We start from the raw sequence: 12,425 nt of genomic DNA on the forward strand, positions 1-12,425 counted from the left end.
TCCCATGATCATGCGCGCCGAACATGCGGTCGCAGCCGCGAAGCAAACTGGGCATGAGCGCTCCGCCGATACCAAGCAATTCGAGCAAGATTTTCGTAATTCAGTCCACATTTCTGAAGAGCAAGGAGAGAATACCATGGCGAGAAACCAAATGCGTGCGGCGCGGGGAGTAACAGCGGCCGTTGTCCTCATTGTGATGGGACAGCAGGCCGTCGCGGCGGACCTTGCGCAAGCGGCGAGCGTCCCGCAGGCGGGAGCCTCGGTCACGGAAGCGCCAAGCCCTTGGCAGATCCGCCTGCGTGCGTTGGGGGTCGTCACTGAGGATTCGGGCTACGTCAATGCAGTGCCCGCCTCCGATCTTTCGTATTCGAACACCGTGACGCCGGAACTCGATATCTCCTATTTCTTCACGGACAACATCGCCGCCGAGCTCATACTCGGCACCACCTATGCAAACATCGGGGGCCAAGGTACGATCGGCGGGCTGGGCAATATCGGCAAGGTTTGGCTGCTGCCGCCCACGCTCACATTGCAGTATCATTTTACCGATTTAGGCGCGTTCAAGCCCTATTTAGGCGCCGGCGTGAACTACACGATCTTCTATAACCAGGGTGCCGGCAGTGCCGATGCTCTCAAGGTTAAGAATACGTTCGGCACCGCGCTGCAGGTCGGATTCGACTACATGGTGGATCAGCACTGGGGCGTCAACTTCGACGTGAAGAAGCTTTTCCTCAAGCCAGACTTCGACGTCACGGTCGACGGCGCGAAGCTGACGGGAAAGGCGAAGCTCGATCCCTGGTTGATAGGCGCAGGTGTCACCTACCGCTTCTAACAACGAAAGGTGAAGGCGGCTGCTGATAGCCCATCGGAAATAAGGGCGCCTCGTGCGCCCTTTACGGTCGTCCCTGCACGGGCGACACTTGAAGAAGCCGTTGTCGGGCGGCCGCCCTCCTCCAGCGGACCAAGAAGTTACCCCTGGTCAATGCGGCCTCGACTAACGCCTGAAATGGACGTGCTTAGATGCGCTTCGGATCAGGATGAGTTGTTGGGTATTGTTGATGGACTGCCCGGCATCAGTCTCCCGGACGTCATGTCAGAGCTATGCGCCTGCGTAAGGCGAGCACGGAGCTCCCTCGCCGCCGACAAGATGCCTTGTTCAGCCATGCTGCGACAGCTGCTGTTCTTTTGCTGCAGGAGCGGTGGCTGGCGCCCAGAGGACGCATTCCTCGGCAGGCCAAGGCCTGCCTTTGCCCTGCCCCATGGCTTGACCCATGGCACGGTGCCGCGCTCCAGCTCGGCAATGATGCGGTCGGTGATCTCCTGATAAAGGCTGGCGCCGGGGCGCCCGCCCTTGCCTGCGCCAGCCTCTCCGCTGGCGGAACGCTTGCTGTTTGCATGCATCGTCTCATCCTCCGCTCGCCAATCGCCGCGCCTTTCCCCGGAAGCGGGGTGGGCGGCGAGTCGCGACCGGAAAGGCCCGCCGTGGTAGGCGGACCGCATCCGAAGGACCGGAACGAAGAGGAGGACCCTGAGCGGCACGCGAAGGGTTGCGGGATGCCGCGGCGGGCCTAGAAGGGAGTGCCGCCCACCCCGCGCCACCGGGAAAGGCCAACAGACAAACCGCGCCGCCCGCAAGGACGACGGCCGTCACAGCCCGAAGGGCTGCCCACGCCAAGGGGCGAAGCCGAATGGCCGAGACCGCCTGAGCTTGCCGAAGAAAAGCGGGCTCGGTTCACGAGCACCTGGTGCGCGTCGTCAGGCGCGCGGGCGCTCCTGTCAGCAGGCATGAATGCTGGAAACCTTCTGGTCGAGTCTCATCAACCGCGGTTTCGTCCCTGCTTCCAGATCTATTCAGCATGAGGGTTGAGTAAATCGGCCGGCTCGATTCCGAGCAGTCCGGCGAGTTTTGCCACCATATCAATGCTGGCGGCATTGACCGAGCGCTCAAGTGCGCTGACATTTGTTCGGTCGACACCAGCCTCATGCGCCAGCGCTTCCTGCGACAATTTCTTTTTTGGCGCTGCCTACGCAGATTGCGGGGCAAAGACCTCTCGGATTTCCATGCACGAGAAGCCACCCTCTCGTCGAGGATTTCACCACGGAGGATTCTCTACAAAAATCAGAGACAACAAAGGGGAGCGGCTAAACGGCATCACTTTAGCGAGGGCAAATCCCGCTGATCGGAGAACTCAAGGACGTAAATCGTGAACTTTGACACCCAAACAAAGTGCACGCCATCTAGAGGTCAGCGACGCATTTGTGTCAGAAGCTCGCAAGGATCGATATCGAGAGCCTCGGTAACGTCGAGAAACTCAATTACGTCCAGCCGACGTTCACCACCCTCGTACTTGGCCACGAAGGATTGTGGGCGGCCCAGCATATCAGCAACCTGGGTCTGGGTGACCCCTTTGGTTTTGCGCGCCGCAATCAGCCGTTGTAGCAGCCGGCGCTGGCGAGCTGATCGAAGGGATTTCGGCATTCAGACGAACCGGCCAAGAAAGAACCGGCTCATGGACTAATCCCAGTTTCGGATTATCCCATTTTAGGATATTGTGCCGTCAAAGATCTGCGCGGGCGCGGGTTACTGCGAGACATGGAATGGTAGACAAATTGCTCAAACCTGCTGTTGCCGACGAGGTCCCATGGGCGGAGAGCCTGACGGCTTACGACGATGAGCACTTTACGATATATTTGAAGCTCTTAGACGCATGCGCCGGCAATGCCAGCGAAGAAGAGATGGCGCAGGCGATATTGGGCATCGATCCAGTGCAAGAGCCAGCTCGCGCCCAAAAGGCGGTTCGCAGCCATCTCGCGCGCGCCCACTGGCTGGTGATCGCGGGGTACAAAGAGCTGTTTTCTGGCCAAGAGGCCTGATGGCGACGATCGCTATAGAAGAAACCGCTTATACCCACCGTTCATAAGCGAGCGCCCGCGTCTGACTGCACGGCGGACGCTGTCACGAAGATGGTCACCGGGATCGGCCCAGTCGCGCTCGACGCGGAGTCTACCGAAGAGGGCGAGGCCGATCTCGCGGTGTGGCGCGCCAGCGATGGAGCCATCGAGCGCACGCAAGACTCGGCGCAACCGCGTGCGACGGGGCTCGGTCGGAAAGAATCCCGATTGCAGCCTTCCGGTCGACCGGAGGCCGTTCAGACATTCCATCCCGTTCAGGCGTTGCTTGAGTTCCTCAGGCGGCCAGAAGACGGAGGAAGTCAATCGCACAGGTTCGAGGAGGCTGACGCCTGAAGCAGCCAACTGCAAGCTCCTGCCATTGTCCTCGACAAGGACGTGCTGATGCCCGTCTCCCGTAACGAGTATGGAGATGCGGCAGGAGCGCGCGGCGAGATCGAGCACGTCGATCCCGCCAGGCCGCGCCGCTCTTTCGGCAGCAACGGGCAAAACTTGCGGACATTGGCGGGAGCACCAGAAGACGCTCGCATCATTTGCTTTCGAGCTTGCAAAACAGAAGGCCCCACCGCGAAAGATCGGCAGTGTTCGACGGCAGGCTGATTATGTCCACGGCCCCGGCATTCGTACGCTCGGCACGGCGCAGCGCGTTCGCCAGATCGTTCTGGAAGTCCGGATTGCGCCTGAGGAATTCCCAGGCCCAGCCTCGGCTGGTCAGCCGCTCGACATAGCCATAGTCACCATCATCTTGCCTGTCCGGCCAGGCAGGGCCAGGTATTATTTCGTCCATTGCATCGTTTCCAAGAAAGGGTTGGATTCCAGGCTCAGGCGATCTTCACGACCGGTGTCCACAGTACCGGGCCCTCGAGTCCGCCATTGCGATGGAGGGCTTCCAAGCTCTCTGTTGAGACGTCGAGATATCCGGCAACGGCGCGCGTGTTGCCTATTGTTTGCGGATCGGACAGCCGTTCGAGTGGCCAGCCGGCGCGACGCAAGATCCGCTCTATGCGCAGATCAGTTACGGTAACAATGCTGCGCAGACTGCGTGACAAACCAAATTCGACCATCCCGGCAAACAGCTCGTAGGTGCCAATAGCGATGCCCGCCTGTTTGGGCGCGGAAGGCGGCAAATCAAGCGCAAAACGGCTGCTTTCCCAAACCCGCGGATCTTCCGGCGCTGAACGGTCAGCAAGGAGAGCGAAGAAGCAGTCGCGCAGCATCGTCGGTCCTGTAGTCGGCAACAGGCGCACGCAACCGTCGATGCGCCCGGTGGGCGCACGCAGCAACAGGTAGTGGGGACGAAGCGCGTCGAACGGATCGACCTCATAGCCGCCGCTGAACGAAACGTCCCAATCAAGTCGATGCCTGAAGACGCGATACCGCAAGCGGTGCATCTGCTCGAGCTCGTCGCTGAACTCAGCGTAGCAATCCGGCGTGATCAACTGCATCATGATGGCCTTTCTCCCTCGCATGGATAACACCTGCGATTGAAGGCAAAGGCCGGAGTTGATACAACCTGTGTATGTGCCCAGGTTTCGGAGATCAGGTGAAGAGAGATGGCCGGGATAGTGCAAGCCGAACAGCTGCCTGAATAGCCGTCTTCACGCCAAGCTTCTTCCTGGCGTTATCCCGATGATAGGCTGCGGTGTGCCGACTGATTCCCAGGATGCGGCCGATCTCCCACGCCGTCTTTCCGCGAGCCGCCCACTTCAGACACTCGATTTCCCTTCGCGATAGGGCAATGCCATCCACGATCCTGCCGTCGGCCAGCTTGCGACAGGCATGAAGATGGAAGAAGATCGCGATGAGCTGCAGCACGCGGTCATATCGGTTAATCAGGCGGAAGAACAGTGGTCGCCTTTCATCCGAGGCGAAGGTCAGTGCTGCAAACGTACCGGTGCTGTCATGGATCGGGACCGTGAAGCCGCAGTGAATGCCGAATTGCGTCGCCTCATCCATCAATTGTCGCTGCTGCGTCGACAGTTCGAGATCAGCGCCGTGCGCATCCCAGTTGAATGGTTCCTGACCACCACGCGCCTGATGGATAACCGGGTCAATCTTTTCATACCGACTGTGAAGGTAGTGAGATGTCCACGATTGAGGGTAGGTGGAAATCAGGCGCACCTTGCGGCCCTTGCCAGGCGAAGGGAAAAGGTAGGCAAAAGACGGCAAATCGAGCGAAGAGGCAATCTCGCCCAGAGCGTTGCGCAGGTCCGTCGCGTCAGCGCTGTCTGCGATCTGCTCTACAAATCTATGAAAAGCGTCTTGCATAGCTAAACTGCAGTGAGTTCTGGCTCCTCACATAGGAGCCAAGAAGGGCCGGCCAAAGCGCAGCCAGTCAGGGTAGAAGGCCCGGCCGGAGACTGAGCTCCGTGCCGGGCCGGTGCGCCTTGGGAGGGCGACATGTGCTTCGACGGCGCTCTTATCGACACCGAGACCTCATTCCAGCGTCATCTGCTAGCGACAGTTGTCCTCTTGGGTTTACACTTCATCATTGTCGGGTGTCTGTTTGCGCGCTGCTGGGACTGTCTCCATGGAGGAGCTCAGCCTGACGGTAGATTGCAGTCTGTGGTCTGCAAGAGCATTACCTCTACAATTGTCGCAGCAGCCCTACGTCACCGTCTCGGACGCGAAGGCGGTACTGTGTGTTTCGGGATTGGCGTCGCATTTCGGCATCGACTCGCACACCCTCCATGCAAGTAGCCTTAAATGCGAAGAGCGTGGCTTTGCGCGCGCCAGCTCATCGCACCACAGGGCTGCGGGACGTGATATCCCGGTCGATCTGATTGGGAGGCTCATCCGGGACGTTCAGATCATATCGCGCCCTCCGCCTTCAGCGCGCGATAGGTCGTATCGACTGATTTCGCGGTCGCGTCGACGATGATGTCAATCTCTTTTCGGGTAATGATCAGAGGTGGGGCAAAGCCGAGGATATCGCCATGCGGCATAGCGCGGCCTATGACACCATTTTCAAACAGAGCAGCGGCGGCGCGCGCGCCGACCTGAAGTCCGGGTTCAAATGGCACCCGACCCTTCGGATCCCGCATCAGCTCCACGGCGGATAGAATGCCGACGCCGCGAACCTCGCCGACAATGGGATGTCGCTCCAATTCGGCTTTCATGCGGGCTTGCCAATAGGGTCCAACGTCCCGAACATGTTCCAGGATGTTTCTTTCCTTTAGCAATTTAATGTTGGCAAGCGCGGCCGCCGCGCAAAGCGTGTGACCAGAATATGTCCAGCCATGGCCGAGTGGCCCGTGCTTTTCCGTCCCTTGTTCCAAAACCGACCAGACCCGGTCACCGATAATCGAACCGGAGATAGGCAGGTAGGCGGAACTCAAGCCCTTGGCGATGGTTACGAAATCCGGGCGCATGCCATAGAGGTGGGAACCGAATTTCTCACCGGTTCGCGCGAAGCCGCAGACCACCTCATCGGCAATAAGAAGGATGTCGTACTTGTCAAGCACCCCCTGAATCGCAGCCCAGTATCCCTTCGGAGGCGGAACGATGCCACCGGTCCCAAGTACCGGCTCTCCAATGAAGGCTGCAACGGTCTCTGGGCCTTCAGCGAGGATAAGGGCTTCAAGTTCGTTGGCACAGCGCCTGGAGAACGCCTCCTCATTTTCGCCGTCGCGCGCCTGGCGATAGTAGTGTGGCGTCGTCGTATGGCGCACCAAATCCAAAGGCAGGTCGAAGAAATCGTGAAAAAAGGGAAGCCCTGTCAGGCTTCCGGTGACCAGCCCGGACCCGTGATATCCGCGATGCCGGGAGATGATCTTCTTCTTTTCGGGGCGCCCGAGGATGTTGTTGTAATACCAGACCAGCTTGATGTTGGTTTCGTTGGCGTCGGAGCCGGAAAGGCCGAAGTAAACCCGTCGCATGTTCTGTCCGAAATATTCGACCACGGCCTCTGCCAAGAGGGCGACTGGCTCGGTGCCTTGGCTCGCATAGACATGGGCAAACGGCAACTCGTGCGCTTGCCGCGCGATAGCCTCGGCAATCTCCGTGCATCCATATCCCATATTGACGCAATAGAGCCCGCCGAAACCGTCGAGACTTTTCCGACCCTCCGTATCCCAGATGTAGACGCCTTCTGCGCCGGCCATGATCCGGTTTGGCGTCTCGCCGCGGCTGTGCTTGGCCAAGTGTGTAGACGGATGAAAGACGAAGCTTCGGTCCTTCTCCCGCAGCTGCTCAGTCCCCAAATTGCTCAAGCTCATAGTTCCTCTCCTCGGGAGCAGTAGGCAGAAGACACTCACGCAGCCGACTATTGAAAACAAGCATACTCGCAAACACCTCTCGAGTTTCGCGGGAATGCACGTCTTTAGCCGACGAATTCACGGAATTGGCCTCCAACGCAGTGAAAACCAAGGTTTCGCGTCTCGAAGTTAGCCCCTGCCTTGATGCGGACAAAGGGATCGATGCAGGCGCGCCGCCGTGCTCTTTTCGGCGGCGGAGGTTTGCCCAAGGTAACGCATAAAGCCCTAGGCCGTATGGACCGTTACCGCAACCATAGGACAATAGCCGCGAGAGTGACAACTGCGCGGTAATTGCGGGCGGTTTTCTCGAAGCGGGTTGCGACCCGGCGGAACTGCTTGAGCTTGGAGAAGCAGCTGGGCATAGAGGTGCTTGTCGAGCGGATATTTGAGTGAGCGCGATGGATTGTTGGGTATGACAGCAACTGCATTCTTGGCGGCGATGGCTTGGCGTAAATAGTCGGCGTCATAGGCGGTGTCGGCCATGACCACGTCGGCGGACAGTCCTTCGATCAAGGCTGCGGCTTGCGGCGCATCGCCCTTGTAAGCGGTGCGCCAAGGCACCTTTCCCGAAATCGCCTTGATGGTTAGTCTCTCGTTCGTCGGCGCGCCGGCGCCGATCACTCCGAGTCATAATGGGTGACGTAGTGGAGTTCGCGCAGAGCGGGGATGACGAGGGCGATGTCTTTGTACGCCTCGTGCTCGATGAAGTGCGCGGTCTCGGGTCCTGGCCTGGGCTTGCCGAGGACAGGCCTCCCCTTTTTGTCGACGCAGTAGATCAGGATCGGCAGCAGCAGGCCGTGATGGGGGTTGTTGAGGTCGAGTAGCCGTTTCCATTTTTTGATGTTGAGATTCATGGCCGCGTAGAACCCCTGGCACCACGGCCGGGCGTCGATGCCGCCCCTGGGCTTGGTGGCGAATCGGGGCGCATAATCCTGCGGTCTGTCGAAGAGCGTCTCGTTGATCCGGTTGTGGATCCTGGCGACGCTGGCAAACACGGCCCGATCTGTTGCAGAGCCTTTGGCCAAGACGTCGCGCGGCGACCCCATGAGCGGGCACATCCAGTCTTGCGGGTCCGGGAACCGCGGCCCGGTGACCGCTGCCGTTACGAAGCCATCCAGCGCCGACATGGTCCGCACCAGCGGGCGACGGTTGATCTTGACGGCCATCCAGGCCTCGAGCGCCTCGTCCGACAGCGCCATGTCATCGATCGCGCTCATGCCGCCAAGGAGAGCTGCATCGCTTGGCGGCGCACCCAATTCCACGGCATCAGTTCGTCCCAGCGCGAGGCTGGCCAGTCGTTCTGGATGCGCTCGGTGACATCGGCCATGTAGGCTTCGGCATCGACGCCGCAGAGCTTGCAGGTCTCAATGATGCTGAGCACGACCGCCGACCGCTCGGCCGCGGCGAAGCTGCCCGAGAAAAGCCAATTGCGCCTGCCGACCGTAAATCCGCGAATGGCGCGCTCCGCGATGAGGTTGTCGGGCTCGAGCTGGCCATCATAGAGGAAGCGATTGAACGCGCGCCATCGCCTGGTGCCCATAGGCGAAGGCCTTCGCGATATCTGCATGGCGCGACAAACCCTTGCCCTGGCGCATGAGCTGTCGTCGCAGCGCGCGGACCAGTGGTCGGGTCCGCCTTCGTCGTGCGGCCAATCGCTCGGCGGGCGGCAGCCCCCGTATCTCTTCCTCGATCCAGTAGATCGCCTGGATACCGGCCATCGCCGTCGTGCTGAGCTCGGTCGGCTGGCTGTCGTGAACGTCGAATATCTTGCGACGCAGATGGGCCAGGCAGGCAGCTTCTCGAATGGCGCCACCCTTGTAGAGCTGGTTGTAGCCGCTGAAACCGTCAGCCTGGAGCGTCCCGGTAAATCCGGCGAGCTCGCTCATGACGCTCTCGCCGGCGCGGCCCATGGTGGCGCGATACCAGGCGATCGGCGGCTCCTGCGAACCCGAGTTGCGATCGTCGGCAACGTGAACCCAGAGCGCGCCCTTGTGTGTCCTGCCGTTGCCGGGCGCCAGGATCGGAAGCCGCGTGTCGTCGGTGTGGATCTTGGTTCGGGTACGGCCGATCTCACGGATGCGGTTGTAGATCGGATCGAGCAAGGCGACGGCGTAGCCGGGGCTGCGCGCAAGCGTGGATCGCTCGATATCGACGCCCTTGGCGGCCATCATCTGTACCTGACGGTAGAAGGGCAGATAATACCCCACTTGGGCATCATGATATGGGCAAGCGCGGCATAGCGGAGCTGCCGCGTGCAATGGCCTTGGCTGGTGCCGGCGGCCTGGATAATTTTATCGCAGGTCCGGCAGCTGTACTTGGGTCGAACGGTCTCCATCACCTGCCAGGCTTGGGCGACCAGATCGAGCATCTCCTCACTATCTTGGCCCATGGCGCGCATGTCGCCGCCGCAGCCCGGGCAGCATGCGCAAGAGGGCTCGCGAACGATCCGCTTGCGCGGCAGGTTCGGATGAGCTTGCGCACCGGCAACACCCGGACCTTATCGGTGTCAGCGACGATAGGCATGCGCTAGAATCTTGATGATATGACCCTTGCGTCCACGGAAGCAGAAGATCGCGCCAGTGTGCGGGTCGAGCGCGAGCACCTGCTGCACCGTCCGCGCCAGGCTGTTGATCCCGCGGCGCATATCGGTCTCACCGCAGCAAAGGTAAATCCGGTCGGTCGTCACCACCGTGATCACCTGGTCAACTCCGCCAGGTCGATACGCAGCGCTGTCGGATCGACGGTCCCGTCGATCCGCAATCGCGCGCCGTTCGGAAAGGCCACGACGATCCTGCCGGCCGGGTCCGGGCAATCGGCGACGGGACGCTCGACCTCGGGCAGATCGTTCACTTCGATCCGCGCGAAAGTTGCCACCGCCCGATCGGCCTCGAGCTCGCCGCCGGCCATCTGCTTGCGCCAGGCATAGAGCTGTGACCGAGCTACACCGAACGCCTCCGCGACCTCGGTCACCGACGACCCCGCCGCGCTCGCCAGATCGACCAACGCGCGCTTCTCCGTGCAACTCCAGAGCCTTCGTTGCCGCACGCGCCCGGGCACCGTTGTAAGATCTTCGGCCGCCGCGGCGCCGCTTAACTCGGCGACCATATCGCCCGTTGCATGTTCCAATGTCATGGCGCGAAAACTCCATGTTCGTCGGCCTCTTGTAAGGTGCCTTGGCGCACCGCTTACTCGCCCTTTTGCCCTGCAGTAAGCGTGAACCGCACAGGGCACCCCAATCCGCGAACGGCCATGTGTATCTTGGTGCTCAAGCCGCCGCGGGAGCGACCAAGGGCTTGATCTTCAGACCCCCTCATATGAGGCACATCGTGTCAATGGTAGTGGTGACGGCTTAGTCACTTTCGAACGTAGTCGGGATCGGCCTCGCGGCGAATTGCGGAACAAGTCCACATCACCTCATATCCGGTCGGCTCGGGTGGAGCCTGCACCCATATCCCGCATGCACGGGCAAGTTTGGCGAGGCCGGGAAGGATGGGACCCATCTTTTTGACGGCGTTAACAGCCCTGGGGGGCGCCGGTCCACATCCATCCCGCTTCGTCGCAAGTGACGTTGGCCGCCCTCGCGTCGAACTCTTTCGTCAGGCCTTGGTCATGGCGCCCTCCGGCAGCAGGCCCTGGGTCAGATACCGCCACAAGGCGATTATCAGCTTGCGCGCCAAGGCGACGATCATGGTGCGGCGGATGCGTCCTTTGCCGGTGCCGACGCGCTCGTGAAACCAGCGCGCGAGACCGCTATCGGGCTGATGGCGCAGCCACAGCCAGGCGAGTTCAATGGCGGTTCGTCGCGCTCGCGGATTGCCCGATCTCTGGATGCCTTGGTCGCGGCTGACCGCGCCGCTGCTCCAAGGGCTGGATGCAAGACCGAGATAACCGGCGACCTCACGCCGGTTCTGGAAATCGCGGAAGAACACCTCGTTCGTCATTACGCTTGCGATAGTCAGGCCGATGCCACGCAGATGACTCAGTTGGGCGATCCCGGGAGCTGTGGTCTCGGCGGCCTGACGCTGCTCAGCCTCGACCTCCATGATCATCTCGATTACTTGCCACAAGCGGCGGCACTCGCGCTTGATCTCGTTCTTCAGGCAGGGCGGCAGATCCCGCCCGTCAGCCGTGCGCAGCGTCTCGAGCTGCTCACGCCAGTCCCGTCTGGCTGGCTTGAAGTCGCGGATGCCCTGGGTCATCAAAAGCCCCTTGACGCGGCTCGAATGCTGGCCGCGTTCGTTGACGAGCCGAGCCCGTTCCCGGCTGCGACGGCGATCGTTCTCCTGCTCGAGGCTCGGCACTCGCACAACCCGGCAGACCCTCGGCTCGCCACGTTCCATCGCCATCAGCGTGCGCAGCAGCCGCCGCATCGAGGCGGTCCGTCTTGGCGCGGCGTGACCGGCGGTCGACCAGGATGCTGGCCGCGTCCAGAACCTGATTGTCGATACCGCGGTCGCACAGGAAACGATGCAGCCAGAAACCGTCGTAGCCGGCCTCGTAGCACGACATTACCCGAACCGGACGCGTCAAGGCGGCCTGCGCCTGTTCGCGCCGGTGTTCAATGAGAGCCATAAGCCCTTCGGTGTCACCTCCTTGCAGGCGATGCAGGCTGATCTTGTCGACCGCCGGCGAGTGCAGGGCCACAAGCCAGGTCGACTTGCTCAATTCCAGCGCCATGAAAATTGTGGCAGTCTTCTCGTCGACGGGCGGCAGAGCAACGGATGAGAGGTTCATGAGACGTCTCCAGGGTTAGGATGTCGGACCCCGAAACCTTACCTGAGTTCCGCCGCCCGTCGCCTCATGGGATCTTTTTTGGCCCCAGCCGCATGTTGGTGGGCTCGGACGATGGTGGAATCGATGATTAGATATTCGACTCCGGATCATCGGACATCGCCTCGAAGATGCGCCACCAAATACCCTTGCTGCTCCACCGACTGAAGCGGCGGAATACGCTGTTCCAATCGCCGAATACATTGGGAAGATCGCGCCAGGGGGAGCCCGTTCGCACAATCCATAGGACCGCCTCGACGAACATCCGATTATCGCGGCCCGTCGAGCCCTTCTGGTCAGGACGCCCGATGATTAGCGGCGCCATCCTATCCCACGCCGCGTCACTCAATATCAACCGATCCATTACACCCAAGGCTGCCTCCAAAGTAACCGCCCGATTGTCACCGCCTGCCTGACATCGTCGTGATGGCCTATGACACGTGTTTAACGACGTCGTTTGCGACGTGTCTTGTGCGAGGTTTGCGATGC

14 protein-coding genes and 6 pseudogenes are annotated in these 12,425 nt (G+C 60.8%); 2 read left to right on the forward strand and 18 right to left on the reverse strand.

The genetic code is table 11. From position 1 onward, the window contains the following. Nucleotides 1-151: 151 nt before the first annotated feature. Nucleotides 152-832, forward strand: a complete 681-nt coding sequence (locus NKJ94_RS32075) for an OmpW/AlkL family protein (RefSeq protein WP_352531168.1) — start codon at nt 152-154, stop codon at nt 830-832. Nucleotides 833-1,203: 371 nt separating this feature from the next. On the opposite strand, the pseudogene NKJ94_RS32080 reads toward NKJ94_RS32075, so the two are convergent. The 3 genes and pseudogenes from NKJ94_RS32080 to NKJ94_RS32090 form a co-directional block, all read right to left on the reverse strand. Further along, a pseudogene (locus NKJ94_RS32080) lies at nt 1,204-1,401 on the reverse strand (ArdC-like ssDNA-binding domain-containing protein); the annotation flags it as partial. Nucleotides 1,402-1,847: 446 nt separating this feature from the next. Continuing rightward, nucleotides 1,848-2,063: pseudogene (locus NKJ94_RS32085) on the reverse strand (helix-turn-helix domain-containing protein). 182 nt (nt 2,064-2,245) lie between these two features. Then, nucleotides 2,246-2,479, reverse strand: a complete 234-nt coding sequence (locus tag NKJ94_RS32090) for a helix-turn-helix domain-containing protein (protein ID WP_352531142.1) — start codon at nt 2,477-2,479, stop codon at nt 2,246-2,248. A gap of 71 nt (nt 2,480-2,550) precedes the next feature. Between NKJ94_RS32090 and NKJ94_RS32095 the strand changes: the two genes are divergently transcribed. Then, nucleotides 2,551-2,874: a DNA -binding domain-containing protein gene (locus tag NKJ94_RS32095; protein ID WP_352531144.1), complete on the forward strand. Its 324-nt coding sequence runs from the start codon at nt 2,551-2,553 to the stop codon at nt 2,872-2,874. A gap of 12 nt (nt 2,875-2,886) precedes the next feature. Here NKJ94_RS32095 and NKJ94_RS32100 read toward each other — a convergent pair whose 3' ends face one another. The 15 genes and pseudogenes from NKJ94_RS32100 to NKJ94_RS32175 all read right to left on the reverse strand — a co-directional run. Next, the gene (locus tag NKJ94_RS32100) at nt 2,887-3,162 is read right to left on the reverse strand and encodes a DNA -binding domain-containing protein (protein ID WP_352531169.1); all 276 of its coding nucleotides are present in this window, start codon (nt 3,160-3,162) and stop codon (nt 2,887-2,889) included. Between the two features lie 277 nt (nt 3,163-3,439). Then, nucleotides 3,440-3,697: a transcriptional regulator domain-containing protein gene (locus tag NKJ94_RS32105; RefSeq protein ID WP_352509661.1), complete on the reverse strand. Its 258-nt coding sequence runs from the start codon at nt 3,695-3,697 to the stop codon at nt 3,440-3,442. 34 nt (nt 3,698-3,731) lie between these two features. Then, a complete protein-coding gene (locus NKJ94_RS32110; RefSeq protein WP_352531146.1) occupies nt 3,732-4,358 on the reverse strand; it encodes an acyl-homoserine-lactone synthase in 627 nt (208 codons plus the stop codon). 91 nt (nt 4,359-4,449) lie between these two features. Next, nucleotides 4,450-5,178, reverse strand: a complete 729-nt coding sequence (locus tag NKJ94_RS32115; protein WP_352531148.1) for a LuxR family transcriptional regulator — start codon at nt 5,176-5,178, stop codon at nt 4,450-4,452. Nucleotides 5,179-5,720: 542 nt separating this feature from the next. After that, nucleotides 5,721-7,127 carry an aspartate aminotransferase family protein gene (locus NKJ94_RS32120; RefSeq protein ID WP_352531150.1) on the reverse strand — a complete coding sequence of 469 codons (1,407 nt, stop codon included), beginning with the start codon at nt 7,125-7,127 and terminating at the stop codon, nt 5,721-5,723. Between the two features lie 281 nt (nt 7,128-7,408). Then, nucleotides 7,409-7,793, reverse strand: a pseudogene (locus NKJ94_RS32125) (transposase family protein); the annotation flags it as partial. Then, entirely contained in the window at nt 7,784-8,383 is a 600-nt protein-coding gene (locus tag NKJ94_RS32130; protein ID WP_352531152.1) for a UPF0149 family protein, read from the reverse strand. The pseudogene NKJ94_RS32125 and the gene NKJ94_RS32130, both read right to left, overlap by 10 nt. Further along, on the reverse strand, nt 8,380-8,706 hold the full coding sequence (locus tag NKJ94_RS32135) for a transposase domain-containing protein (RefSeq protein WP_352531154.1): 327 nt from the start codon (nt 8,704-8,706) through the stop codon (nt 8,380-8,382). The genes NKJ94_RS32130 and NKJ94_RS32135 overlap by 4 nt, the downstream gene beginning before the upstream one ends. Then, a complete protein-coding gene (gene tnpC / locus NKJ94_RS32140; RefSeq protein WP_352531156.1) occupies nt 8,663-9,373 on the reverse strand; it encodes an IS66 family transposase in 711 nt (236 codons plus the stop codon). Before tnpC ends, NKJ94_RS32135 begins: the two co-directional genes overlap by 44 nt. Next, nucleotides 9,334-9,564 carry an IS66 family transposase zinc-finger binding domain-containing protein gene (locus tag NKJ94_RS32145; protein WP_352531158.1) on the reverse strand — a complete coding sequence of 77 codons (231 nt, stop codon included), beginning with the start codon at nt 9,562-9,564 and terminating at the stop codon, nt 9,334-9,336. Before NKJ94_RS32145 ends, tnpC begins: the two co-directional genes overlap by 40 nt. 108 nt (nt 9,565-9,672) lie before the next feature. Continuing rightward, nucleotides 9,673-9,864, reverse strand: a complete 192-nt coding sequence (gene tnpB, locus NKJ94_RS32150) for an IS66 family insertion sequence element accessory protein TnpB (RefSeq protein WP_352531160.1) — start codon at nt 9,862-9,864, stop codon at nt 9,673-9,675. Continuing rightward, nucleotides 9,861-10,298 (reverse strand): IS66-like element accessory protein TnpA, encoded by a 438-nt coding sequence (gene tnpA / locus NKJ94_RS32155; RefSeq protein ID WP_352531162.1) that lies wholly within the window; start codon nt 10,296-10,298, stop codon nt 9,861-9,863. Before tnpA ends, tnpB begins: the two co-directional genes overlap by 4 nt. A 56-nt stretch (nt 10,299-10,354) precedes the next feature. Then, nucleotides 10,355-10,474, reverse strand: a pseudogene (locus tag NKJ94_RS32160) (IS5/IS1182 family transposase); the annotation flags it as partial. A gap of 288 nt (nt 10,475-10,762) precedes the next feature. Then, nucleotides 10,763-11,900 (reverse strand): annotated as a pseudogene (locus NKJ94_RS37675) (IS110 family RNA-guided transposase). 74 nt (nt 11,901-11,974) lie between these two features. Then, nucleotides 11,975-12,309 (reverse strand): annotated as a pseudogene (locus NKJ94_RS32175) (IS5 family transposase); the annotation flags it as partial. Nucleotides 12,310-12,425: the final 116 nt, after the last annotated feature.

The organism is Mesorhizobium sp. M0060, assembly GCF_040323155.1.
GTDB lineage: Bacteria > Pseudomonadota > Alphaproteobacteria > Rhizobiales > Rhizobiaceae > Mesorhizobium.

Coding starts and splice junctions, on each gene's coding strand:
- NKJ94_RS32135 (WP_352531154.1), bottom strand. CDS start 8,706: ATGGGCACCAGGCGATGGCGCGCGTTCAATCGCTTCCTCTATGATGGC.
- NKJ94_RS32145 (WP_352531158.1), bottom strand. CDS start 9,564: ATGCGCGCCATGGGCCAAGATAGTGAGGAGATGCTCGATCTGGTCGCC.
- NKJ94_RS32090 (WP_352531142.1), bottom strand. CDS start 2,479: ATGCCGAAATCCCTTCGATCAGCTCGCCAGCGCCGGCTGCTACAACGG.
- NKJ94_RS32110 (WP_352531146.1), bottom strand. CDS start 4,358: ATGATGCAGTTGATCACGCCGGATTGCTACGCTGAGTTCAGCGACGAG.
- NKJ94_RS32100 (WP_352531169.1), bottom strand. CDS start 3,162: ATGGAATGTCTGAACGGCCTCCGGTCGACCGGAAGGCTGCAATCGGGA.
- NKJ94_RS32120 (WP_352531150.1), bottom strand. CDS start 7,127: ATGAGCTTGAGCAATTTGGGGACTGAGCAGCTGCGGGAGAAGGACCGA.
- NKJ94_RS32105 (WP_352509661.1), bottom strand. CDS start 3,697: ATGGACGAAATAATACCTGGCCCTGCCTGGCCGGACAGGCAAGATGAT.
- tnpA (WP_352531162.1), bottom strand. CDS start 10,298: ATGACATTGGAACATGCAACGGGCGATATGGTCGCCGAGTTAAGCGGC.
- NKJ94_RS32075 (WP_352531168.1), top strand. CDS start 152: ATGCGTGCGGCGCGGGGAGTAACAGCGGCCGTTGTCCTCATTGTGATG.
- NKJ94_RS32130 (WP_352531152.1), bottom strand. CDS start 8,383: ATGAGCGCGATCGATGACATGGCGCTGTCGGACGAGGCGCTCGAGGCC.
- NKJ94_RS32115 (WP_352531148.1), bottom strand. CDS start 5,178: ATGCAAGACGCTTTTCATAGATTTGTAGAGCAGATCGCAGACAGCGCT.